Raw genomic sequence first — 24,016 nt, forward strand, 5'->3', positions numbered from 1 at the left:
TGCTGAGGTATTGAAGAAGTTGTTGTAGATAAGATTCTCATTTGCAGAACTTAACAACATGCCACCACCACACAATTCCACCACATTGTCTGTTATAGTGTTGTTGTAAGAAGTATTCAACTCTTGGATATATATACCCACGTTGTTCAAAATAATACCATATCCGGCAATATTCACTACAGTGTTATCAATGAGTGAATTATGACTGGAAGAAGACAAACGTATACCATCACCGTTTTGTTTGGTTACAATATTTCCAATCAACCTACTATAGCTGGTACCTTCCAAATAAATACCGGGACTTCCACCGATAGCTGGTTCCTCTTCTGGTTCATAATCACCCTCACCCTCAACCCTATTACCATCCAAATAGTGATTACTACCACTTACAACGATACCAGCCTCACTTATTTGATCGCAATAAACGGTGTTATTTATTAGAGTATTGTTAGTTCCACCCATATGGAGAGGAGGCGTAGTACCCATAGGAACATAAACAATATTATTGAGCAGTATGTTGCCCTCAGCATCACCAGCCACTTCAACACCTGCAGCATTATTATTGATTAGTTTGTTTCCATTTGAATTTATAACATTAATACCTGGTAAAACATCAGAACTAACCGCATCGTTGTTGGTTATTATGTTGTTATTAGAATGAGACAAAAAAATCTCTCCACGACCGCCTCCATTGCTGTCTAATATGTTATTATCAGAATAACTAAGGCTAATACCTCCCGTGAAATATTCACCATTTATAATATTACCGGTTAAGTTGTTGTCGTTTGAAAATACCAACACTATACCTTGCTCATTATGTTGTAATAAATTACCATCCAGGACGATATTTTCAGATTTACTCACGGAAATTCCTGTAAAACGATCTTCTATAATATTATTGGAAACTATACTTCCACTGGCTGAAAAAATATGTATACCGAGTCCATCATCGCGTGATACGAAATTACTATTAATATTAAATCCATTAATATAGAATCCATTAATAGTCGTTTCATCTGCTGAAAGATTGAACACTGGATCACTTGAAGTACCAATAACATTTGTTACATCAGCACCATCTGTGGATCCAATAATCACTGATTTATCCACATCAACATTCTCATTATATGTGCCCGGCGATACAAGAATAGTGTCGCCTGCGCTGGCAGCATCAACAGCAGCCTGTATTGTAGTGAAATCTGCACCGCCATCATCATCTACAGTAATCACACCATCACTTACAAATGCCTCTTTCAGGTTTATTACCCATATATCACCAACAGAAGCAAAAGCTATCTTTGTTCCATCAGGACTCCATACAGGATTAGTATTACCTACAGAGCTTGTTGTTAATTGAGTTTTATTGCTTCCATCGGCATCCATTATCCATATATTGCGATCTTCACTACTAGATAAATCAAGATTAGTATATAAATAGACTATTTTACTTCCATCTGGTGAGAAAGATGGTTGTTGACTGATTTCATCTTCCAGCATATTAATATTGGTTCCATCTGAATTTACTATCCAGACTGAACCTGCTACACCTTCATGAATATCGTCGGTTTGAGTGACTATCTTTGATCCATCAGGAGACCATACCTGACTTTGCCAGGGCTGCGTCTGTGAAACAAAATAATTGATACCATATGCTCCCGTATGGACCGGGTTCGTACCATCTGCATTTAGTACTGTAAGATAAATTTCACCTTCGTTACCCATTGATTCCTGAACCACTATTTTAGATGAATCAGGTGACCATGCTAGAGCCGCAAGAAACACTTGCCATCCGGTGCCATCACCAGGATATTCTGGTTGAGTATAGATTACCTGTTTATTTGAACCATCCGGCTCTATTATTATCAGCTCAGTATCGTGTGTATAAGCAATCTTTGTCCCATCCGGGGACCATGCAAAATATGTTACTACATCATCTGTATTTGGTATTTGTCGTTCTGAAGAACCGTCCTTGTTCACAATCCAGAGACTACCATTTAAGAAAATTACTTGATTGCCGTCAGGCGACCACTTGCCACCAGGCACATCCAGCTCAACCTCTATTTGATCTGCCAAAGCCATCTTGTAAATAGTACCATCCCTTGAATAAATCATTTCAGTACCATCTGGTGACCATACTGGTGATCCTTCGTTCCCGCTTCCGCTTGTAAGTTGCACAATACTATCAACTTCAAGAGGAGCTGCTGATGCGACACTGCTCATTAGTAGAATAAAAGCAAAAATTATACCAATCAGGCATAATTTGGTGTTTAAGTTATATTTCTTGTTAGTAGTATTAACTAATCTCAACCCTTTTTTGAAAGCTTTCATGTGTGTACCACCTCTGCCATATCCTCTACCCTATTTCTGACAGAATTGAATAAAGAGTACGATGTAAAAAAACTATATAAACATTATGAAAAAATTTGAATTGTATATGAACTATTAATATATACTCACTTATATTTAACTTCCTGAACTTGAGCATTGTACCATCAAATAAGTTGTATCAAGCCATCTGGAAAGTTACTATACACACCAGCAAATGCTCGAATACACTGAAACAATGCATAAACAATGCAAAAATCTTGAAAAAAAGAGCAGATAAGAGAGAGAATAACATCACACCTCTTTCAGCATTCAGCTTGCTTTCTGGAGTCGCGAATACTTAGATCCTATAAAAATGATACGAAGAACACCGATAGTGAGTATCGGTGTTCATGGTGGTTTGGGGTGGTACTATTCAAAAATAGTGTCCATACCACTAATGACAAAAATACTATAAAAACACTTACATTTCAAATAAGTTTGAAATATCGACTTGTAGGACCATTTAGGGTTGCTAGAGTTTTGCGGTTTATGTGCGTCCTACAAGTCATGGGAAGAAATGGTAGTAAAACTTCCCTAAGTAGCCATCTAATAACAACTTAATATATATAATTCTAGCATAATAATTGCATATTAATGTACATTATACTTTTTTGCTAGCTGGTCTATATATTTTAAAATCACGCTTTAAAGAAGGACTTTCTTGGGGTTATTTATAGCAAGGTATTCCCGGCGTCTACTAGTATAATCTCTTATTTAGTTATGAGCGATAGGAGCTATATAGATTTTCGAATCAATCTCCTGTTCCGTCTTCTACATATGAATAGTTTACCTACGGGAAGACGACATCAAGATAATAGAATAAATATAACTGGCTTGGAAGCATACAATAAAGAGATTAAAATGATGAAAATAGAAGTGAAAAGAGAAGTTGGTAAGAATGTCATTGTACTGACTGACGAAGCCAACGGAAAAGAAGAAGCTATTGAAAAAATAAAAGAGCTTGAAGATATTATTGAGTCATCCAAAAAGTCAAAAAAGGAAAAAGGAGCAGCTTCTAAAAAGCCGGAAAAAGAAAAGATAGTGACTGTAGGCGATCAGGCTAAGGTGTTAAAAAAGAAATAAATGTGGATGCTTAGAAAAGAAGATTGGACCATAAATGGCAATTCCCTATTAAAAGTCCAATCATTTGGTTTAGGTATTATTTGCCATTAACAAGTGCTCAATTTATTTTATAACTTAGTTTTTCTGTAACCTTTCCCATTATAATGAAGTAATGGTTATTCCGTTATAGCCCCACTCCAACCACCAGAAAAATGCTGCCATGATATTGCCCCGGTAGCCAGTATCTATATTTTGTAGAATGTGCGCGACAGGTTTATACATTTTTAAAGAATAGATTCCACAGGTTCGTTAAAATTTTCGGCGATATCATGAGTCAGAAGTACACTAACAAAAGAAAAAGGAAGGCAACTGAAAAGCAGAAAATGAATATCAAAATGCTGCCACTTATACTGGGAATTTTGCTCATGATAGCAGGTGTCGTCGGAATACTTAGTAGTTCTGACGAGCAGGCTGACTGGTCGGTTTCAGATGAAGGAATCCTTTCTTATTCACAAATTGAAGATATAGAATATACTTTAAACAATGTCACAACGATCCATGACAATGTCACTCTCAAGTCAGTCACATTCAAAAGCAGGGACACAAAAATCGAAGGGTTGATAAGAATACCTGTATCCAATACAAGCGTTCCCGGTGTAGTGGTGCTTCCAGGTGCAGGAGTGTCCAAAGAAAAGCAAGTTGCAGTACCGGAATTGCTTTCAGAGATGGGATACGCTTCTGTAACAATTGATCAGAGGAATCTGGGCGGTATTGACATGCAGTCAGACATGGAACTTTTTATGGCTGGCAGCGAACCAGTGGAATATATGATGGTATATGATGCACTGGCAGCTGCAAATGTTCTTGCTGAACAAACTGAAGTTGATGACGAAAATATTGCCATGCTTGGACTTAGCAACGGAGGAAGGTTTGCCATAATTGCAACTGCGATCGATCCGTTGATAAAAGGTGTTGTGGCCATCAGCACAAGCGGATATGATGCTGATACCATTGTTGTTAATGAAAGCACAAACCTTGAAGCTTATCAGTTCTACAGATCCATTGACCCGGATACTTATATTGGAGAGATAGCTCCACGAAAAGTTGTGATGTTACATTCACAAAACGATAGCATAATTCCATACGATCTGGCACTGCTTACGTTCAGCAAGGCAAATGAACCAAAGGCAATATATTCTGTCAACGGCAGTACTCACGGCTATTCGCCAGCTATGGCAGATAATCTCCAAAAAGAACTGGAAAACATATTACAATAAATATGCAAAAAATGGATTGATATGTAATTTCAATCCATTTAATTCACAATAACAGTTCCTGACATGGCAGTGTTATCCTTTGCACTGTACGTATAAGTACCAGATTCCTCAAAGGTATATGAGAAAATCTTACCATAATAGATGATCTGGTCATCCCACAGGTCATCCTCGCTCCTGAGCACAACAGGGAACTTCGGTCTTTGAAGATTTCTCCAGGTAACGGTATCTCCTGCCTCTATCTCAATCACCTCAGGAGTGGCTACACGGACCATAAGTATCTCATTTGTCATGCTCATTTCCTGTGTCCTTTGCTGAGTCTCCTCCCTTACAGGTTTCATCCTGGTTTCACCAGCAGTGGTCTCAGTCATCATGATCACAGGTTCGGGCACTTTTGTAATATCCTCTTCAGTGGTATCCGACACGGACTTGACCTTTTTTTCGATGACAATAACTGTACCGGATAGCCGCTCATTATTCTTGTCACTGAAAGTGTAAGTCCCGGGCTCATCAAAAGTATATGAGAATATTTTCCCGTAGTAGATAGTTTCATCATCCCACAGGTCCTCATCGCTTACGAGAACAACAGGAAACTTAGGCCTTTGCAGGTTTCTCCATGTCACCGTATCTCCTGCATATACTTCCAAAACAGAAGGTGTTACTGTACGTACTATAAGGAACTCCTTCCTGTGAATCATCAGTTGTTCCCTGACAGGAGCCATCATACCTGTACCTGCAGATGCATCATCCATCATTGCAACCGGTTCAGGTGCCTTTTTACCATCATATCCAGATATGTCAGAAACAGAAAGCATCTTTTTTTCCAATACAATGATAGTTCCGGTCATTGCAGGATTATTCTCCACGCTGAACTTGTATGTTCCAGGCTTATTGAAAGTATATGAGAATATTTTCCCGTAGTATATAGTCTCGTCATTCCAAAGACCATCATCACTTACAAGCACAACAGGAAACTTGGGCCTCTGCAGGTTTCTCCAGGTAACGGTATCGCCTACTGATATCTCGATAAATTCAGGAGTTGCTATTTTAATAAGCAGGAATTCATATTTGTCACCACTTGCCAACATCATCGTATCATCTGTATCTGAATTTGCTGCCAATGCAGCAAATGTTAAAAATACTGACCCTGCTATGAATAGGGCTGAAACTAATGCTATTGTTCTTATATATCCCATTAGATAATTCCTCCCGAGGTCCCTCTCCTCACTACATATTTTCAGCCGATTCCATATAGACAAAACTATGATGTATTGATAAAAGGCATTTGTATATTCCAATACACTAGGAAAATTCTATTAGCATTGGAATAAGACAACATTGTTAGAATAATTGATATGAAACTTTTTTCCAATGACTATATATGCGTTTAAATGTAAACTATTATGGGGGTTATATGAGGTCATCTTTAATTGACACTTTATTCCTTTCTGAAAAAAGAAAGGAATTACTGTTATTTCTCAAAGACGGAACTAAGAGCTCAGATGAGATAAAGAATGCCTTTGATTTTCCATGGAAGTCCATGATACCTCAGATAAGAAAACTTGTTGAATGGGACCTGATAACATACGATAAAGGTAATTGTACCCTTACGCCCATGGGGCATATCATTGTTAAGAACCTTGAAAATTTTCTGATGACTTTAGAAGTCCATGAAAAATACAGGAAATACTGGATAAAACATGATCTAAGCTCTATACCGGAAGGACTTCGTTGCAGAATAGGAGACCTTTGTGAATGTGAGATTCTTGAACCGGATATACCAAACATATTCGAACAACATGAAGAAACACTGAATAGAATAAACGGCTCTGAGAGAATAATGGCTTTTGTATCAGTACATCATCCGGCACAGTTAATCGTCTATTCAGAGCTTATGGAGAAAGGAACAAAACTTGACCTGATAATGACCGAAGATGTTTACAGTATAGTCAAAGGGGATAGAACTCCAACCCTGAGCATTTTACAGATAGAAAGCCCAATATTCCATTCATTAAAAGAGAAGTATGAAAAAGAGATCGAAAACCTGTTCAATGACCCTCATTCATGTATATTTGTTTACAAAGGAGAGATAAAACCCCTTAATCTCATAGTAACTGACACTTTTTTCTCACTGACACTTCCAGATAGTGCAGGCAAATACAATAACTCCATGATCACAAGTTCTGAGAACTCTGCAATTTTATGGGGTAAAGCATTGTTTAATTATTACGTGGATATATCGGATAAACTTTAGACATAGAATTGTAAGTATAATATCAACTTTGACTATATATCCGCCATCATCCAAAAATAAGACATTCGATCTCTGGATTTTATTTATTATTTATCCGAATGAATGCCTGACCACATGAAGAATAAAAGCCATCTTCTTCACTTCGTATAGATACGTTTTCATCAGCTGTTGTTATTGCCTGCAAGCGCATAGAAGTATCACCCTTCTTTTGAAAGTTCATTTTTGTAACCATTGTTAACCCTCGTCAACGAAATTATCTGACAAACAATTCAGATGTTTTTATATACACGTGTGTTATATAAATAATTTTTTATAATATATGTTGCAGACGAATACCTGATATATGAATGCTGCATAATTCCGACCAGATAACTCACATAAGAATCCAAAAAGCAGGCTGATGTTATGAACAACATAAAAATAAAAGGTGTGATTTTTGATATGGATAACACCCTTTTTGATTTTATAGAAGCAAAAATTGCTGCCTGTACAGCCATTGTAGAATATATAGGAATAGGTGAACCCCATGAGCTCCTATCTTATTTTCGCAGGAAGAAATATAGATTTGAAGACATTGAAAATATCAGTGATTACCTTGTAGAATATGGAAAATACACAGAACAGGTATTCAGAGAGTGTTGCAGTATATATGAAAGGGAAAAAATACGCACTATAGAACTTTATCCTGATGTTAAAAAGACAATGATTGATCTGAAAAGTATGGAACTTAGCATTGGAATACTCACTGATGCCGACGGAATAAATGCCAGAACACGCCTGAAAAAAGTTGGCCTTTGCGGATGCTATGATTCACTTTTTACCTTTGACATGACCGGATGGAAAAAACCCTCCCTGAAACCATTTATGTATGCGCTTGAAACAATGGAGCTTAAAGCCTACGAGACCCTTTTTGTAGGGGACAGCCTCATAAGGGATATTGCTCCTTCCAAACAACTTGGAATGATGACCGCACATGCGATATATGGCGACTGTAACCCTCCGGAAGATAACAGTTTGTCAGGCGAAAAACCAGACCATATAATTAGCAATTTCAGAGATGTGCTTACAATAATACAGAATGGGAACAAATATTGATATGACAGAATATGACGTTATTGTTGTGGGAGCCGGACCCATTGGCTCAACAGCAGCAAGATATGCCGCCATGCATGGTGCACGGACATTGATGGTTGAAGACCATTCCTTCATAGGAAGTCCCGTTGGATGCACAGGACTGTTGAGTACAAAAGCAGTCAGTGAATGTGATATTGAACCATCGGATGATTTTGTTTATAATTCGGTAAGAGGTGCATTTGTACACCCAATGAATGGAGAGTGTCTTCCCATAGACGGGAAAAAGACAAAAGCCTATGTTGTTTCCAGGAAGATGTTTGACCGCCGGCTTGCTGTCATGGCACTTGAAGAAGGTGTTGAACTCAGTCTGAACACAAGAGTCAATGATATTGAAACATCCAGTGAAAAACAAAAAATATCTGTTGTAAGGAATGGACAGCCTGAAACAATAGAAGCAAAAGTTATAATCGCTGCAGATGGTGTGCGCAGCAAAGTTGCAAAAATGGCAGGTCTTGGAAATGTCAGCAAAGTCTTACCCGGAATTCAGGTAGAAGTACCTTATCGCTCAGATGATACTGATTTTGTGGAGTTATTTGCCGGTTCACAAGTTCCCGGTTTCTTTGGATGGGCAGTTCCTGTTAATGAGAATATTTCCCGCGTAGGAATGGCAATTGACCCTAAATATGGCGTAAGCGCACATCAAGTACTTGAAAACCTTTTAACGCAAAATCCCCATGTTGCCTCAAGGTATGGAGGTGGAAAACTTGACCTGGTAATGGGGGGGATACCACTTGGACCACTTGAGAAGACATATGCAAAAGGCGTACTGGTTGTAGGTGATGCAGCAGGCCAGGTAAAACCCACGTCCGGCGGAGGTATATACACAGGAGCAGTGTGCGCAAAGATAGCAGGAGAAATGGCTGCCAGGGCTTCTGCCGAAGAAGACAGCTCAGAAAACTTCCTTTTAGAGTATGACAGAAGATGGCGGGGAAAAATAGGAAAAGAACTTGCCATGGGAATGAGAATACACAATTTCATAGGCGGGCTAAAAGACAGTGAACTCGACGAACTGATAGGCTCAATGAATAATCCTGCTATACTTGACACCATAACACGTTATGGGGATATGGACCATCCATCAATACTAATGAAGAAAATGTTGCACCCTTCAAGATCGGTGCACATACTAAAGGTCTTCCGTGCGTTTGCTAAAGCGGTCCTTTAAAATGCAGAGTACTTCAATAGATGCTTACACCTTTTACAGATTCCAGCTTAAGCAAGTCTTCCACGATGCTGCCTGGAACCTTGGTGTCTGTGATAATCGTGAGTTTCGGATCGTTTGTGAAGAACGGATCGTCAGATACGGCCTGTCTTATGCTGATATTGTGTCTGGCTATGACTGTGGATACATCGGATATTATACCTTTATGAGAAGCATCATCCGGAGATATTATAATCACGCCCTGCCCCATGAGAGGAGCAACGTCACGGAGAAAAGGTATTGATCGTACATTCTGGAAGATTTTTTTTAGCTGCTCATCTGAAAGAATTACCTCGGTAGTGGAATCCACAACACGCCTGTCAACACCTGCTTCCCTGGCAAGTTGTGTATGGGCTATTTCTATGGCACCGGAAGTAACCTTGCCCTCATCATTGACCTGGAAACCACGTTCAAAAAGAAGCTTTAAGACTTTTTGCTGGGCCGGGTATTTTTCAAACTTGCTGAGTAATGTGCTCCACATATTAACCATATAATCATTTAAATTATAAAGATTTAAGGTTAATCAAAAATGATACAAACTAATAGAATATAGAAAATTTACCAAAGAAAAGACATTTTAAGTATGAGGTCGTGTATAGCATTCTGTAATTCATCTTTCATAAAGATAATCATCCGGAGTATAATCGTTTTCTGATGTGATATTAGAATATTGGTATTAACTCATTTCTACAATTGATCATAAATTCCGGGATCTTCACGATTTACACCAAAGGAGGTATTGAATGAAAATATACAAAGATTATGAAGACCTTCCAAAAATAAAATTACCGCTTGGCCAGGAAGTATCTATTAGCGACAGCACGATTAGGGACGGAGCACAGATGCCTGGTATTGTAATGAAAAGCCAGCAGAAGTTCCAGATATATGACTACCTACATAAGATAGGAATAGAAAAACTTGAGACTTTTGTCTATAACGATAGAGACCGAAAAGCTATCAAGCTCATGATGGATCAGGGTTATGAATTCCCTGAGATCACCGGATGGGCACGTGCAAACCCTGCTGACATCGACATGGTCCTCAACATTGACGGCATAGAAGAAACCGGTATCCTCATGTCAGTTTCAGACCCTCATATAGTTGACAAGATGGGGCTAACCCGTGAAACAGCTGAAGAGAAATACCTCAATGCACTCCAATATGCAGTAGACCATGGCCTTCGTACCAGGGCTCACATCGAGGATATGACCCGTGCCGATAATTATGATTTCACATTCCCACTTGTTAAGAGAATAATGGACATCGATCCTGATTGTACCATTCGTATATGTGATACTATCGGATTTGGAATACCATTTGTTGACGTTGATGAGCCATTCGGCATGCCAACAATTGTACAATACCTGAAGGATGAACTCAATGTGAAGAACATCGAGACTCACTGCCATGATGACTTTGGTCTTGCCGTTGCTAACTCCATTGCAGGATACTGGCACGGTGCCAACTGGTCAAACGTGACCTTCCTGGGAATAGGAGAAAGGGCAGGTAATGCAGAGATGGAGAAACTCCTGCTCTTCCTTGCAAGACGCATCGAAGGATTTGACAAGTATAACCTTGAATGCCTTGTAGACTTTGCAAAATTTATGGAAAGAGAGATTGGTATCCGTGTACCAAGGAACAAGTCAGTTGTGGGCAACAATGTGTTCGCTCATGAATCAGGTATCCACTCTGCAGGTGTTATCAAAAACCCGTTCACCTATGAACCATATCCACCTGAAATCGTAGGAGGCAAGAGGATATTCCTCATCGGCGACTCTTCTGGAATCGAAGTTCTAAGGTATAAGGTCCAGGAAACACTGAACGAACTAATGGACGTGCAGATAGAGATAGGAAAGGATGACAAACGTCTGCGGGCTATCCAGGCTGATATCCAGAAGCTCTACAATGACGAGAAAAGAGTTTCCTGCATATCTGACGAGGAAGTCATGGCCTATGTGAAGAAATACTTCATGTTCAACCCGATGGTAAGCAAGGACATGCACCGCAAAGAAGATGAAGAGAACAACGAGCCTGAAATTGAAACAGATGATAATCTGGGGAACACGAAAGCTCGTATGCATGATGTGGTCGACTAGATCGCACAAAGACTATATCAATATTTGATCTATTATGGTGGATTATTCCACCATGCACCTATTTTTGAAAAAATATTGCAGATGTTTAATCTGCAGGCTCTTCTATCTCGACTACTTCAGCTATCGGAGCATTTTTCTTTATGGACTCAATTCCATGCATACAGGCAGCTTTGCTTGAATATCCCTGTCCTGTTGCTATTATCTCACCATTTCCGGCCTTCAGTCTGAATCTGTACTTTCCGCTTTTGTCTGTAAATACTTCGAATTTTGGCATTTTATCACTCACTCCTGAATGCAAAACTGGGAAAATATACACTACCAATATTCTCCTCTAATAGACATTTATATGTGTCTATTAAAAAAGTTTGTGATTTTAAGCGCCCATTGAATAGAAAGTGTGTAATGTTTTCATTAAACACAAAAAACGTGAAATGAGGAAAAAAGAGATGAAATCACTTCATCTCAGCTTCGACGTATTTTACAATAGCATCGGTCATTTCGCTCATTTTAGCGTTACCGTCCAGGTCATAGGTCAGGTATTTGCCTTCGGTGATGACCTTCTCGGTAGCTGCGAAGATTGCCTTTGATTCTTCTTTCTCGCCAAGGTAATCGAGCATCCATGCGCCTGCAAGGATAGTTGCCACAGGGTTGACCTTGTCCATGCCTGCATACTTTGGTGCTGAACCTTGTGCTGGTTCGAACATTGCATAGTCGTCAGCGATGTTTGCAGAGTAGATGAGTCCGATACTGCCTACAAGTGCGGAGCATTCCTCACTGATAACATCCATGAACAGGTTTGTTGAAAGCAAGACCTTGTTGTTGCAGAGCTGGGGTTTCTTGATAAGCTGCTGGGCGATGTTGTCAATATGATATTCCCATACTTCAATTCCATCATAGTCCTTACCGGCTTTCTCAACCTCTTCAAGGAAAAGACCGCATGTTCTTCTCAGGATGTTGCTCTTGTGAATAGCGACAACTGCATCGCAGTTTCTTCTCTTTGCTTCCTCAAAAGTATACTTTGAAACCTTTGCACTGGATTTACGTGTGATCTTCCTGATTGCAATTGATACATCTTCTGTGAGTTTTATTTCCTCACCATGTACATACCCTCAGTTCCTTCCCTGACACATACAAAGTCCACATCACCAAATGGCCTTGGAGTGTTTGGGAATGTCTTGATAGGTCTGACGTTTGCGTAGGGGATCTATAACGAAAACTGACGATTTCATGATAGAAGACACATCTGTCTTCCCAACCCAAGCGGAAGCTTTAGCTCCCTAATCACATTGCTTATTTAGATACTAAAAAGCCCCGGCCGAAACCGGGGCTTTCCTTTTGTTTCCACAATAAAATTAAATAGAATCGATAATCCCATTCAATGTCGCACTAGGTCTCATGGCCTGGGATTTCAACTCCTCATCTGGAGCGTAGTATCCTTTGATATTCATAGCTTTGCCCTGAGCTTCTAACAACTCATTGGCAATCTTCTCTTCATTTTCCATCAGAGCTTTAGCTACAGGTTCAAAAATAGCTTTTAATTCGCTATCTTTCTCCTGATCAGCCAGAGCCTGAGCCCAATACATTGCCAGATAAAAATGAGATCCTCTAGTATCAATCTCATTCACTTTTCGGGAAGGTGATTTTATGTTTTCCAGAACCAGCTCTGTCGCTTTATCCAATGTTTCTGCTAAAACCAGAGCTTTAGGATTATCAAAACTGTTGCCCAGATGCTCCAGAGAAGCAGCTAAGGCCAGGAATTCTCCTAGAGAGTCCCAACGCAGGTGACCTTCCGATTCAAATTGCTGTACGTGTTTGGGTGCCGAACCGCCGGCACCTGTCTCGAAAAGTCCACCGCCATTCATTAGGGGAACGATTGATAGCATTTTCGCACTGGTTCCCAATTCCAAAATGGGAAAGAGGTCTGTCAGATAATCTCTCAAAACATTTCCAGTCACAGAGATTGTATCTTTGCCCTCTTTAATTCTCTCCAATGAAAACTTGGTCGCTTCAACGGGAGCTTTGATCAATAGTTCCAGGCCATCAGTATCATAACCTTTCAAGTATTTATTCACTTTTTTAATGAGCTGTGAATCGTGAGCTCTTTTCTCATCGAGCCAGAAGACTGCAGGATTGCCTGTCGCTTTGGCTCGTTTAACGGCCAGCTTGATCCAGTCCTGAACGGGTGCGTCTTTCACCTGACACATGCGGAAGATATCTCCTTCCTCTACCGGCTGTTCAATGAGTACATTATTGTTGTCATCAATAACTTGAACTTTTCCTGTACCAGTCATCTCAAAGGTCTTGTCATGTGAGCCATATTCTTCAGCTTTTTGCGCCATAAGCCCCACATTGGAAACGCTTCCCATTTTTGATGGATCAAAGGCACCGTGTTTTTGACAGAACTCAATAGTTTCCTGATACACTCCCGAATAAGCGCGGTCTGGAATTATGGCTTTCATATCTTTCAGTTTCCCGTCTGGTCCCCACATGCAGCCTGATGAGCGGATTGCTGAAGGCATGGAAGCATCGACGATAACATCGCTGGGAACATGGAGATTGGTAATTCCCTTATCGGAGTTTACCATAGCCAATGCCGGTCTCTTGGCATACACAGCTTCTATATCTGCTTTGATTTCAGCCTGTTTGTCTTCAGGCAGATTCTGGATTTTTGTATAGAGATCTCCCAGTCCATTGTTGGGATCTACACCCAATTCTGAAAGCAGATCACCATATTTATCAAATATCTCTTTAAAGAAGACCTTAACCACATGACCGAAGATAATAGGGTCGGAAACTTTCATCATTGTCGCTTTCAAATGAACGGAGAATAAGACATCTTTAGCTTTGGCATCTTCTATCTGTTCAGCCAGAAATGCCTGAAGCGCTTTTTTGTTCATAACAGCCGCATCAATGATTTCTCCGGCCAGAAGAGGGGCTTTGTCTTTTAATAGTGTTTTATTACCAGCGTCATCTGTAAAGAAAATTCTGAAATTGGTAGCCTCTTCAATTTCAACAGATTTCTCACTGCCGTAAAAATCTCCGTGAGTCATGCTGGCTACATGGGATTTGGAATCGGACTTCCATTCTCCCATGGAATGGGGATGTTTTTTCGCATAATTTTTTACAGCTTTAGGAGCTCTGCGGTCAGAATTCCCTTCTCTCAATACAGGGTTAACAGCACTGCCCTTGACAATATCGAATTTCGCTTTGATCGCCTTTTCTTCATCATTAGAAGGATCTTCGGGATAATCGGGCAGATCATACCCTTTAGCCTTGAGTTCTGCGACTGTCGCTTTAATCTGGGGAACTGAAGCGCTGATATTGGGTAGTTTGATAATATTGGCTTCCGGAGTTAAGACCATCTCTCCCAATTCGGAAAGAGCATCGGAAATCTTCTGGCCCTCTATCAGTCTTTCGGGAAACTGGGCAATGATTCTTCCCGCCAGGGAGATATCCCTCGTTTCCATAGTGATTCCGGCGTTTTTCACATAAGCCTGTACAATAGGCAGGAGCGAACTGGTTGCCAAAGCCGGAGCTTCATCGGTTTTCGTATAAATAATTGTCGGTTTCTGTGCCATGTTAATCCTTTTCTCTGTAAATTAATATTGCTCAAAATCAATACATTTTTTAACAAATTGTAATTTGACAGAAAACAAATAATTTTCTAAGAGTTCCGTTTTTCAGTATTAACTATATCCCCTAAGTATTGTACGAGGGGACCAAATTTGAACTTATTCAAAATTAAGCGTACACTTTTTTCACTTTATATATATCCCTGACGTTTGCGTAGAGGTTGTATTTCTGCCTGATAGATACTGCCACACTTCTTAGAGCAAATTGCCCTATTGACGACTCCATTATATATATGTCATACCCAGCAGGGAAACAAAGCTGCAACTAAGATTGTAACTGATTTTACTGTCAGTTTTTAGAGTCGTTTGTTAATATAATTAATTGAAAAACGGTTTTTACAGAGTCATACGCAATTCATTTCGAATTTATATACCCTGTGCTCTTTGCTAAATTTAATAACCTTAAAATAGTGACGGAAAAGATAAAGGTAAAACCAAGCAAAACAACTACAAGAACAATAGCCCTTTCTAAAGACACATCTGTATAGAACAACATAACAGAAGCAATGGATATAATGATCATCTGCCCAAGCAACGAAAGCAAACTGAGCCTGACATACCTGTGCTTTAAGAACATTCCTAGATTCATCAGGGCATATTAGTATTGAAGCCATTTATACATAATTACCCATTAATTTTGAATTTCACAACAGTATCATTTTACATAATGGTAACATATATCCATATATGACACAAAGTTTCCCCATAACAGACGAGCACATGCACATAGACCTGCGGGCTAAGGGACTAAAAGCGGTCAAAGAGTTCCAGAATAATGGCGGAACACACATTTTTCTTGTAATGAAACCAAGCTGGACCCTTGGGATCAAAGTTACAAAACCTGAAGATCAGATCGCAGTCTTTGAAGAAACCGTTGACATCTCACGTCAGATCAATGAAACAGGCGTTACATCCTTCCCCGTACTTGGAGTACATCCGGCAGAGATAACAAAGCTCACGGAGTACATGGAGCTTGAAAAAGCGGTGGAAACCATGAAAGGCGGACTGGATATCGCAGCAGGATATGTGGAAAAAGGACTTGCAGTGGGCCTTAAAAGTGGACGACCGCATTACCCGGTAAGCCCGGAAGTATGGGACGCTTCAAATGAAGTTATGGAATACGGATTCACACTTGCCGCTGACCTTGACTGTGCGATCCAGCTACATACCGAAAGCGTGGGTGAGCCAGAACTTATCGACATAGCAGAGCGGGCCAAAAAGACCGGGATCAAACTTCACAGAGTCGTGAAACACTACGCACCACCGCTTGTGGATGTTTGTGAAAGGCTGGGTATATTCCCCGGAGTGCTGGCAGGCAAAGATGCCATTGAGGAAGCACTTGAGCAGGGAACCCGTTTCATGATGGAAACCGACTACATCGATGACCCGGAAAGACCAGGGGCGGTACTTGGACCAAAAACAATACCAAGAAAGACATTAAAGCTTGTAGATAAATTTGGAGAGGAACCATTCTGGAAGATCCATAAAGAAAATCCGGAAAAGGTGTATGATGTTGATATTGAACTCTAGAACCTGTCAATCAGGATTATGTAAATATCCATTACATTGGTGCCTGTAGGTCCTGTTACAATAAGATCACCTGTTTCCTTGAAATAATAATGGGAATTATTAGTGTACAGCTCATGTCTTGCATCTATTTGTAGATCCTTTCCCCTCTGAACGGTATCACCGTCAGCAAAAGCTCCTGCACTGTCAGTTGTTCCATCGTTGCCATCCGTACCGGCGGCGAGCAAAAGGACACCTTCCAGATCAGATACTTCTATTCCAAAAGAGAGTGCCATCTCCTGGCATCTGCCTCCATCTCCTTTGCCTTTCATGGTCACTGTAGTTTCACCACCAGCAAGAATACATGCCGGAAGTGGCAGGGGGTCTTCCCTCAACCTTTCCTCACGGGCAATTGCAGCAAAGACCTTGGCAACCTCCTTTGCCTCACCAATGATCGATGATGAAAGGAACATTGTATTATATCCAAGTTCAGATGCCTTTGTCCGTGCCTCATGAAGAGCAAGCGCATTGTTGCCGACAAGATAATGAGATGTTTTTTCAAATACAGTTGCTCCTGATTTAGGAGTTTCCTCTATTACACCTTCCAGACCATCTTCAAGTAATCCGGCAACAGCAAGTGATAAATTGATATTATACCTTCCAGTTATTTCGCTGAACTCAGCAAACGTAGAAGTATCAGGAACTGTTGGACCGGAAGCGATAACGTCAAATGGATCTCCTACAACATCTGAGAGAATAAGACTAATGGATTCAGAAGGATAAGCCATTTTAGCAAGTCCTCCTCCTTTTACAGCGCACAAATGTTTCCGGATTGTGTTTAGCTCATCAATTGTAGCGCCTGCGCGCATGAGACCATCAGTAAGTTTTACAACATCAGTAATGGATACACCTTTGCGCGGATAAGTTACAAGAGCCGAACCTCCACCAGATATAAGGAAAAATATCAGGTCATTTGGACCTGTCTTTTCAAGAAACCCATGTATTGTTTTTCCGGCAGCAATACTATCGTTGTCAGGTATTGGATGACCCGCTTCATATACCTTCATTTTAGCAAGATCTCCGCCAAACCCATGCTTTGTAACCGCAATGCCACTTGTAAGGGAAGCACCAAGAATATCTTCGATGGCTTTTGACATCGATATTGCAGCCTTTCCAAAAGCTACAACATATATATTGTTATAATTTGAAAGCTCATAGGAAGCGCTATTTATAATAACACTATCGCCTTCCTTTTTAACAGCTCTGTAAACACATGAAGAAGGCTCTACAGCAGCAATCGCCTCTGTCATAATCAAATAAGCATCATTTCTCATTTTATCAGCCATATGCCATCATCTATTTTTTGTATAACAGGATTTAAAACATTCATGAACGACTGTATAAGCCTACAAGTTCCCCGTAGGCAATTATATGACCATTCATGGCATCTTCCACAAGACTCCTTTCAGAGCCACTTTCAATATCCAATTCCGTGTCAAGTCCATAGAATTTAAAGAAATACCTGTGAGTTCCCGAAGGAGGACACGGACCAATATAAGCAGCCATACCAGCGCCATTTAAACCTTCAATACCCATAACATCATTTTCAGGTATCTGCTCTTGTGGATCGATGTTCCAGACAACCCAATGTGTAAATGTACCGGAAAGCGCATCGGGATCGTCCATGATCAACAAAAGTGATACAACATCATCGGAAACATCGCCGATTATAAGAGCCGGATTGATATTCACCCCATCACACGTGTATTTTTCCGGAATTATGTTGCCATTTTCAAAAGCCGGACTTGTCACAGTTAACTGGCCTATGGAAATACCATCTGAAGCAGTGTTTTCAGGAATATCTGAATTTTCAGAGGACTGAGCAGATTCGTACACATCCGGCATCTCATCAGGTTGTTCTTCACCTGATTCTACACAACCTGAAAATGATAAGGTCACTAATAATAACAATATCACTGCGGCCATTGCACTAGCATGCCTTCTGCGACTAGTAAATTTACATGAACTATTATCAGGACTATTGACCCCGGACATATTTCCCACACGTTATACACTATTTGCAGGCTATTTATTGTTTGTTGTTTGTGGGATATTAAATTCCCAAAAAAAAAGTCATTTTGATAAAATGTAAAAAATGCCGTATCGATACATCATTACTCCTTTTTCTTCACCTGTAAAATAGTACACAGCCCCGCCAACAATTACCAGAAGCAAAAGGATCCACAACCAAAGAGGTGTTATTCCCAGAACCATCTTGATCTGTTCTGTGTCTTCTATTGAATAGATGTTAGACCAGACAGAATATTCAATTACCCACTTAGTTGTAGAGATCTAAAAAGGATAAAATGAAAAGAGCAGACCAATGGACACAAAATATCCAGCACCTATTCTTCAGGAATCACTATCCATGCGACCATATATACAAGAATGCCTGTCCCCATACTAAAGAGTGTAGCTAATGCCCAGACCAGTCTAATAACTACTGGATCGATCCCAAGATAATTTCCAAGACCACTGCAAACTCCTGCGACCATCCTGTCACTCATTGAACGTCTTAATAGTTTATCCATGATTACCTCTTAATGGTGTTTCCTATCTGTGATGCAAAAATATGAAAGTACTTATATGCATTTATAAGACCCGTGGCATCTGAATTATCACAGTTCGCAGGTCTTACAGTTGGTGCCACCACATTCAGGGTTCTCGAACTGCCACTTGAGACCCCATTGCTTGACATTCTGCAAAACATGCAGGAATTCCTCCCCGCTTTCTGTCAGAGAATATTCAGATTTGATAGGGAATATAGAAGCATCTACCTTCTTATCAACGAGGCCATGCTCTTCCAGTTCTTTCAATCTTGCGGAAAGGGTTTTAGGAGTCACATCCTGCAATTTACTCTTAAGCTCATTGAACCGTTTCTGCTTGTTTTCCCCCTTATACAACTCGTGTAAAATACATAAAGACCATTTTTTGCCGATAATATCGACCGTTTTGTAAATAGTACAATCTTTCATAGTATCTAATAGGAAACCACCCAATATATAAGTGAGTATCCATAATATACCTATTATCCAGAAAAGAATTTTGGAAGAAAGGAGTTACCAATATGGCAAAAGATTTACTTGAAAAGGGAGCAATCCTACAGAGAGACCAGGAAACATATGCAATCGCACCGCACCTCCCTGGCGGAATTGTTTCAGCAGAAACACTTAGTAAAATAGCAGAAGTTGCTGCAAAATATGAAGCTGCAACCCTTAAAGTAACTTCATCTCAGAGAATTGCTATTGTAGGATTGAAAGAAGAAGATATAGACAGCGCATGGAAAGACCTTGGTGTTAAACCAGGTGCAGCTATTGGACTTTGTGTCAGAAGTGTAAAGATTTGCCCAGGTACAACATTCTGCAAGCGTGGACAGCAAGATGCTGTCGGACTTGGCCTTAAACTCGACGAGAAATACCACGGAATGGAACTTCCATGCAAATTCAAGATGGCTGTTTCCGGATGTGCAAACTCATGTTCAGAACCTGCAATTAAAGATATAGGTGTCATGGGAACACCAAAAGGCTTCACAGTCATGGTTGGCGGAAATGCAGCAATTAAACCAAGACTTGCTGACGTAATTGCAGATGAACTTTCAGAAGATGAAGTTATGGCACTTGTAGAGAAGATCATAACCTTCACAAAAGCACACGGTTCAAAACACCGCCTTGGAAGAGTTATCGAAGATATCGGACTCGACAAATTCAAAGCAGAAGTTGGCCTATAAATTCATACAAGAATATCTTTCTTTAGGGGGTAGTTCCTCCTGCTTTTCTTATTTAGAAGATTCCTTAAAAACGGAGTTGTTATCATCGAAGATGTTAAACCGGCCACCAGAATTGCAGTAATAAGGTGCGACATAGTCTCGGAAGCATGTCCGGGCGTAGGATGCTTTATGGCATTCAATAAGAAGACCATGAACTTTAGTGATTATGAGCAAAATACAGAGATGGTTGCTTTTTTCACATGCGGTGGATGCTCCGGTCGCAGGATATACCGTCTGTTGAAATCACTGAAGAAGCGTGGAGTGGATGTTATACATCTGAGTTCCTGCATGCAAATGGAGAACTATCCAAAATGTCCACACATCGATGAGATAAAGAGAACAGTTGAAAATGCAGGAATTAAGCTTGTAGAAGGAACACATCACTAACAAACGGAGATAAAAACATGGGCCAGAGAATGATAGTTAAAATAGATGAGGAAAAATGTACCGGATGTGGTAAATGTGTGTCTCCGTGTGCTGAAGGAGCCATAAAGATAATCAATGGAAAGGCAAAGGTCGTTTCAGAAGATCTCTGCGATGGTATGGGATTCTGCATAGGAGTTTGTCCTGAAGGCGCAATCACCATCGAAAAAAGAGATGCTATTCCCTTTGACCTGAGAAAAGCCGAATCACAGCCAAAGAAGACAGATATTTCAATTCACTGTTTCAGTTGCGGCTGCGGAGAGCAGGATAATTACCTGATGCCTGTAAGGCATAATATGGAAAGCCTCTGGGTTTGCACAAGATGTCTTCCAAAACTTATCCACGGATGAAATAATGGTAATTGAGATTGAACTTAGCAAGAATGCAGACTACCTCTGCGACTACACTTTCAATTTTTATTGGCATAACAAAAGCCTTGATCCCGATTCACTGATACCATCCCAGAAGGATACTGAATTGACATACAGAGAACTCGTTAATGAACTAAAGGCAGGTGGCGAGGTTCGTATCAAAGGCAATGTGGCAAAGAACTTTGCCTACAGCATGGGAGCAGACCTGAAGCACTTCGGAGGAAACGGAGAAGCAGAGAAAACAGGAAAAATATTCATTCAGGGAGATGTAGGCCCTGAAGCCGGTATGGGCATGGTCTCTGGAATCCTGTATATAAAAGGCAACATCGAATATCCGATAGGTAACCTAGTTGAACTTGAATCTGATGTCCATAGTTATCGAAAATTTCGCTCAATAACAGATATCCTCTGTAATGGTGCAGGAGAAGCCAAGCTCATTGGCAACGACTTTAATGAAAAGGAAAGAACACTGATCCTTAAGGATGGCATACCCAGAGGTACTGTTGCTGCCAGGTGCCCATATGATGCGAAGGTCATCATAGAAGGCGATGCATATAACGGAACAGGAATACTGGCAAAAAAAGCTATTGTTATCGTGAACGGAAATGCAGGTATGAACACTGGTTCACATCTTAATGGAGGAACTATCGTGGTCCATGGAGATGTGGGAGAATTTGCCGGTGCTTATATGAAAGATGGAAAACTCATATTTCTAGGTGCTAAGGGCTTCATTGGTGCAGGAATGGAAGGTGGTTCTATATACTCAAAGAATAAGGCCAAAACAAACCCTCCTGCTGCAAAGTCCAGAATGAAAAGAGAGGATAGCGCGCTTATGAGAGAACTGATGGGTGCCGGAAGAGTTGAATCAATGCTCTACAACAAGTACGAGCCAGAAGAGGAAAAACAGAAATATGCAGAAGTCCACATGCGTGATGGTTCCATTGTTATGCGTAAGATAGACTGAAACTACGCTTTTTTGAGCATTACCCAGAAAACAGAGCCCTTCCCATTTGGATTGTCTTCAACGCCAACGCTTCCATTGTGAATATCAACTACCCTTTTAACAATAGCGAGGCCAAGACCACTTCCTTTGATACCTTTTTTGTCAGCTCTTTTGAATCTCTCAAAAATATGTATTTTATTTTCATCAGAAATGCCGTCTCCCTGGTCTGCTACCTTTATTTTCCAGTTCTTATCCATTGAAACAATTTCAAACCTTATAGTTGTACCAGAAGGACTATATTTTAGAGCATTGGAGATCAAATTGGAAAATACATCCTCTATTGTAGCATTCACACTTGAAAGGTATTCACCTTTCAGATTAAATACAGGTTTGATATCCTTTACTGCAAAATCCGGAGAAAATCTGTCGGCAACCATCCTTAGTATTGCACCAACATCCTTTACTTCAAATTCCAGTTCTTCGTATGATTCAAGTTTTGCAAGCTTTGCAGCAGAACCTATCATTGATATAAGATGGTCCGTATGATCATTTATCCTCTGAAGCTTCCTTTTTTTCTCATCATCTGTTTCTTCCACATACAACACATTACCGAATCCTTTGATAACACTTGCAGGATTCAACAGGTCATGCCTCATGATGTCTGTAAACAAATCTTTGAGTTTGTTTGAAGCCTCAAGCTTTAACTTCTTCTCCCTCTCCACCATTAAACGTGAATGGACCTCCACAGTCACAAAGAGCATAAAGATGAGAGCAAAAACATACCAGTGTTGTATGAATACTTCAGCGAGGGGAACCATTCCATAATTTATGTATGGACCAATCCTGAGATCTCTCATCAGGTTATCTATGGAACTGTAATCTTCCGGAACTGCCCAGCCGGTTGAATCAAGATCCATTGCTGCAGTACTATTTGAAGGCAGCATCAAGAGGGCTATAGAAACCTCTTTGGAAATATCATCCGGTGTAAAACTCGTCTTTGCAAAAGCCCAGTCAGGATAAATATCGGTACTCACCAGAAGAGGATAATTCTCATATTCTTTCTGGTTAAGGACTTTAACATCCTCCATATCTATTTTGCCTTCGAGAACCATTTTCTCTAGGGTTCCGGTTCCTACTGTACCGACATCCGCATATCCGTTAATAATAGCAAGAACCACATTGTCATGAGTATGACCAAATGTCAGTGATCCTATATCACTCCTGTAATCAATTCCGTCATGTAGCAATTCCCCCATGGGAATCAGAAAGCCTCCATCTGACTTTTCACTTACTGCCATGAAGGATTTACCCTTCATATCCTGCAAAGAATTGATGTCAGCTCTGTCAGCCCTGGTAAAGATCACACCACCAAGTCCTAAATAAGAAGAATTATTCCACATCGGCTGGAAAGTTGCAATTCTGCTGGATCCGTAGCTTCGTTCCATTTCAACATAGAGCATTGGATTGGCATAGAAAAAATCTATTTCATCATTGCTTACAGCAAGGACAAAATCATCATAGTCAAGAGGAATGATTTCAAAATCAGAGTTTGGAATGCTCTCTGATAGATAATCTGCCGTAGGTGTCCATAATTCAATTGAATTTTCTTTTTCCCCGTAAACAGAAAGAACACCAATTTTGTAAATGTTGGGCTCACAGCTCACCACAGAAAGAAAAATAGAACTAAGAATGACTGTAAACAAGATTAATCCGGAAAAAAATCGCATTTTTCTTTTATTCAGCATTCATCCCTCATAAGTGCGGAACATCTATGCGATCGTATATATTTAGATATTACGCACTATTTATAGATAAATATATAATATCCCATTATTAATATACTTATAGGATATTTGTCAGATTTATATGACCCTACAACGATGATCCAATGATCGAACCCATTTTAGTTTTTTGGATTCTCCTTAAC

Annotated in this window: 22 protein-coding genes and 1 pseudogene; 11 read left to right on the forward strand and 12 right to left on the reverse strand. The window is 40.1% G+C overall.

Translation table 11 applies throughout. The annotated features are described in order from the left end of the window. The coding region (locus QZZ23_RS13650) for a NosD domain-containing protein (RefSeq protein ID WP_292471188.1) at positions 1-2,220 on the reverse strand (2,220 nt) is incomplete at its 3' end. 1,008 nt (positions 2,221-3,228) lie between these two features. Here QZZ23_RS13650 and QZZ23_RS13655 point away from each other — a divergent pair. Next, positions 3,229-3,450, forward strand: coding sequence for a hypothetical protein (locus tag QZZ23_RS13655; protein WP_292471190.1), 222 nt, complete (start codon positions 3,229-3,231; stop codon positions 3,448-3,450). Between the two features lie 308 nt (positions 3,451-3,758). Then, positions 3,759-4,706 carry an alpha/beta hydrolase gene (locus QZZ23_RS13660; protein WP_292471192.1) on the forward strand — a complete coding sequence of 316 codons (948 nt, stop codon included), beginning with the start codon at positions 3,759-3,761 and terminating at the stop codon, positions 4,704-4,706. Positions 4,707-4,744: 38 nt separating this feature from the next. On the opposite strand, the gene QZZ23_RS13665 is transcribed toward QZZ23_RS13660, so the two are convergent. Further along, positions 4,745-5,899 carry a cupredoxin domain-containing protein gene (locus QZZ23_RS13665; protein ID WP_292471195.1) on the reverse strand — a complete coding sequence of 385 codons (1,155 nt, stop codon included), beginning with the start codon at positions 5,897-5,899 and terminating at the stop codon, positions 4,745-4,747. A gap of 218 nt (positions 5,900-6,117) precedes the next feature. On the opposite strand from QZZ23_RS13665, the gene QZZ23_RS13670 reads away from it, so the two are divergent. Continuing rightward, the gene (locus QZZ23_RS13670; RefSeq protein WP_292471197.1) at positions 6,118-6,957 is read left to right on the forward strand and encodes a winged helix-turn-helix domain-containing protein; all 840 of its coding nucleotides are present in this window, start codon (positions 6,118-6,120) and stop codon (positions 6,955-6,957) included. A gap of 79 nt (positions 6,958-7,036) precedes the next feature. Here QZZ23_RS13670 and QZZ23_RS13675 read toward each other — a convergent pair whose 3' ends face one another. Next, entirely contained in the window at positions 7,037-7,189 is a 153-nt protein-coding gene (locus QZZ23_RS13675) for a hypothetical protein (protein WP_292471199.1), read from the reverse strand. A gap of 173 nt (positions 7,190-7,362) precedes the next feature. Between QZZ23_RS13675 and QZZ23_RS13680 the strand changes: the two genes are divergently transcribed. Both QZZ23_RS13680 and QZZ23_RS13685 read left to right on the forward strand, forming a co-directional pair. Then, positions 7,363-8,052, forward strand: coding sequence for an HAD family hydrolase (locus QZZ23_RS13680; protein ID WP_292471201.1), 690 nt, complete (start codon positions 7,363-7,365; stop codon positions 8,050-8,052). A 1-nt stretch (position 8,053) separates the two neighbouring features. Beyond that, entirely contained in the window at positions 8,054-9,256 is a 1,203-nt protein-coding gene (locus QZZ23_RS13685) for an NAD(P)/FAD-dependent oxidoreductase (RefSeq protein ID WP_292471203.1), read from the forward strand. A gap of 13 nt (positions 9,257-9,269) precedes the next feature. On the opposite strand, the gene QZZ23_RS13690 is transcribed toward QZZ23_RS13685, so the two are convergent. Beyond that, entirely contained in the window at positions 9,270-9,773 is a 504-nt protein-coding gene (locus tag QZZ23_RS13690; RefSeq protein ID WP_292471206.1) for an amino acid-binding protein, read from the reverse strand. Positions 9,774-10,035: 262 nt separating this feature from the next. Between QZZ23_RS13690 and QZZ23_RS13695 the strand changes: the two genes are divergently transcribed. Further along, positions 10,036-11,388, forward strand: coding sequence for an isopropylmalate synthase (locus QZZ23_RS13695; protein ID WP_292471208.1), 1,353 nt, complete (start codon positions 10,036-10,038; stop codon positions 11,386-11,388). A gap of 85 nt (positions 11,389-11,473) precedes the next feature. On the opposite strand, the gene QZZ23_RS13700 is transcribed toward QZZ23_RS13695, so the two are convergent. The 3 genes and pseudogenes from QZZ23_RS13700 to QZZ23_RS13710 all read right to left on the reverse strand — a co-directional run bounded on the left by QZZ23_RS13700 (position 11,474) and on the right by QZZ23_RS13710 (position 14,966). Further along, entirely contained in the window at positions 11,474-11,662 is a 189-nt protein-coding gene (locus QZZ23_RS13700) for a YegP family protein (RefSeq protein WP_292471210.1), read from the reverse strand. 178 nt (positions 11,663-11,840) lie between these two features. Further along, positions 11,841-12,622, reverse strand: a pseudogene (locus tag QZZ23_RS13705) (isocitrate/isopropylmalate family dehydrogenase); the annotation flags it as partial. A gap of 118 nt (positions 12,623-12,740) precedes the next feature. Further along, a complete protein-coding gene (locus tag QZZ23_RS13710; RefSeq protein ID WP_292471213.1) occupies positions 12,741-14,966 on the reverse strand; it encodes an NADP-dependent isocitrate dehydrogenase in 2,226 nt (741 codons plus the stop codon). Between the two features lie 741 nt (positions 14,967-15,707). Here QZZ23_RS13710 and QZZ23_RS13715 point away from each other — a divergent pair. Next, on the forward strand, positions 15,708-16,550 hold the full coding sequence (locus QZZ23_RS13715) for a TatD family hydrolase (RefSeq protein ID WP_292471216.1): 843 nt from the start codon (positions 15,708-15,710) through the stop codon (positions 16,548-16,550). Here the strand turns inward: QZZ23_RS13715 and QZZ23_RS13720 are convergent. The 4 genes from QZZ23_RS13720 to QZZ23_RS13735 all read right to left on the reverse strand — a co-directional run bounded on the left by QZZ23_RS13720 (position 16,547) and on the right by QZZ23_RS13735 (position 19,561). Further along, a complete protein-coding gene (locus QZZ23_RS13720) occupies positions 16,547-17,872 on the reverse strand; it encodes a glycerate kinase (RefSeq protein ID WP_292471218.1) in 1,326 nt (441 codons plus the stop codon). The two genes, QZZ23_RS13715 and QZZ23_RS13720, sit on opposite strands and share 4 nt — an antisense overlap. Before the next feature lie 40 nt (positions 17,873-17,912). Beyond that, on the reverse strand, positions 17,913-18,581 hold the full coding sequence (locus tag QZZ23_RS13725) for a YbhB/YbcL family Raf kinase inhibitor-like protein (protein WP_292471220.1): 669 nt from the start codon (positions 18,579-18,581) through the stop codon (positions 17,913-17,915). A 350-nt stretch (positions 18,582-18,931) separates the two neighbouring features. Further along, positions 18,932-19,117: a PspC domain-containing protein gene (locus QZZ23_RS13730; protein WP_292471223.1), complete on the reverse strand. Its 186-nt coding sequence runs from the start codon at positions 19,115-19,117 to the stop codon at positions 18,932-18,934. An 87-nt stretch (positions 19,118-19,204) separates the two neighbouring features. After that, positions 19,205-19,561, reverse strand: coding sequence for a helix-turn-helix domain-containing protein (locus QZZ23_RS13735; protein WP_292471225.1), 357 nt, complete (start codon positions 19,559-19,561; stop codon positions 19,205-19,207). A gap of 92 nt (positions 19,562-19,653) precedes the next feature. On the opposite strand from QZZ23_RS13735, the gene QZZ23_RS13740 reads away from it, so the two are divergent. The 4 genes from QZZ23_RS13740 (at position 19,654) to QZZ23_RS13755 (ending at position 22,110) form a co-directional block, all read left to right on the forward strand. After that, complete coding sequence (locus QZZ23_RS13740) at positions 19,654-20,313, forward strand: NAD(P)/FAD-dependent oxidoreductase (RefSeq protein WP_292471228.1); 660 nt, start codon at positions 19,654-19,656, stop codon at positions 20,311-20,313. 120 nt (positions 20,314-20,433) lie between these two features. Beyond that, entirely contained in the window at positions 20,434-20,739 is a 306-nt protein-coding gene (locus QZZ23_RS13745; protein WP_366931363.1) for a CGGC domain-containing protein, read from the forward strand. 17 nt (positions 20,740-20,756) lie between these two features. Next, positions 20,757-21,125 carry a 4Fe-4S dicluster-binding protein gene (locus QZZ23_RS13750; RefSeq protein WP_292471231.1) on the forward strand — a complete coding sequence of 123 codons (369 nt, stop codon included), beginning with the start codon at positions 20,757-20,759 and terminating at the stop codon, positions 21,123-21,125. Between the two features lie 4 nt (positions 21,126-21,129). After that, positions 21,130-22,110: a formylmethanofuran dehydrogenase gene (locus QZZ23_RS13755; protein WP_292471234.1), complete on the forward strand. Its 981-nt coding sequence runs from the start codon at positions 21,130-21,132 to the stop codon at positions 22,108-22,110. A gap of 2 nt (positions 22,111-22,112) precedes the next feature. On the opposite strand, the gene QZZ23_RS13760 is transcribed toward QZZ23_RS13755, so the two are convergent. Continuing rightward, entirely contained in the window at positions 22,113-23,753 is a 1,641-nt protein-coding gene (locus tag QZZ23_RS13760) for a sensor histidine kinase (RefSeq protein WP_292471236.1), read from the reverse strand. Between the last annotated feature and the right edge of the window lie 263 nt (positions 23,754-24,016).

The sequence above is a fragment of the Methanolobus sp. genome, assembly GCF_016278385.1.
GTDB lineage: Archaea > Halobacteriota > Methanosarcinia > Methanosarcinales > Methanosarcinaceae > Methanolobus.

Bases quoted from the DNA above. Each gene is read 5' to 3' on its own strand.
- QZZ23_RS13655 (WP_292471190.1), top strand. From the start codon at position 3,229: ATGATGAAAATAGAAGTGAAAAGAGAAGTTGGTAAGAATGTCATTGTA.
- QZZ23_RS13660 (WP_292471192.1), top strand. From the start codon at position 3,759: ATGAGTCAGAAGTACACTAACAAAAGAAAAAGGAAGGCAACTGAAAAG.
- QZZ23_RS13665 (WP_292471195.1), bottom strand. From the start codon at position 5,899: ATGGGATATATAAGAACAATAGCATTAGTTTCAGCCCTATTCATAGCA.
- QZZ23_RS13670 (WP_292471197.1), top strand. From the start codon at position 6,118: ATGAGGTCATCTTTAATTGACACTTTATTCCTTTCTGAAAAAAGAAAG.
- QZZ23_RS13675 (WP_292471199.1), bottom strand. From the start codon at position 7,189: ATGGTTACAAAAATGAACTTTCAAAAGAAGGGTGATACTTCTATGCGC.
- QZZ23_RS13680 (WP_292471201.1), top strand. From the start codon at position 7,363: ATGAACAACATAAAAATAAAAGGTGTGATTTTTGATATGGATAACACC.
- QZZ23_RS13685 (WP_292471203.1), top strand. From the start codon at position 8,054: ATGACAGAATATGACGTTATTGTTGTGGGAGCCGGACCCATTGGCTCA.
- QZZ23_RS13690 (WP_292471206.1), bottom strand. From the start codon at position 9,773: ATGTGGAGCACATTACTCAGCAAGTTTGAAAAATACCCGGCCCAGCAA.
- QZZ23_RS13695 (WP_292471208.1), top strand. From the start codon at position 10,036: ATGAAAATATACAAAGATTATGAAGACCTTCCAAAAATAAAATTACCG.
- QZZ23_RS13700 (WP_292471210.1), bottom strand. From the start codon at position 11,662: ATGCCAAAATTCGAAGTATTTACAGACAAAAGCGGAAAGTACAGATTC.
- QZZ23_RS13710 (WP_292471213.1), bottom strand. From the start codon at position 14,966: ATGGCACAGAAACCGACAATTATTTATACGAAAACCGATGAAGCTCCG.
- QZZ23_RS13715 (WP_292471216.1), top strand. From the start codon at position 15,708: ATGACACAAAGTTTCCCCATAACAGACGAGCACATGCACATAGACCTG.
- QZZ23_RS13720 (WP_292471218.1), bottom strand. From the start codon at position 17,872: ATGGCTGATAAAATGAGAAATGATGCTTATTTGATTATGACAGAGGCG.
- QZZ23_RS13725 (WP_292471220.1), bottom strand. From the start codon at position 18,581: ATGTCCGGGGTCAATAGTCCTGATAATAGTTCATGTAAATTTACTAGT.
- QZZ23_RS13730 (WP_292471223.1), bottom strand. From the start codon at position 19,117: ATGGATAAACTATTAAGACGTTCAATGAGTGACAGGATGGTCGCAGGA.
- QZZ23_RS13735 (WP_292471225.1), bottom strand. From the start codon at position 19,561: ATGAAAGATTGTACTATTTACAAAACGGTCGATATTATCGGCAAAAAA.
- QZZ23_RS13740 (WP_292471228.1), top strand. From the start codon at position 19,654: ATGGCAAAAGATTTACTTGAAAAGGGAGCAATCCTACAGAGAGACCAG.
- QZZ23_RS13750 (WP_292471231.1), top strand. From the start codon at position 20,757: ATGGGCCAGAGAATGATAGTTAAAATAGATGAGGAAAAATGTACCGGA.
- QZZ23_RS13755 (WP_292471234.1), top strand. From the start codon at position 21,130: ATGGTAATTGAGATTGAACTTAGCAAGAATGCAGACTACCTCTGCGAC.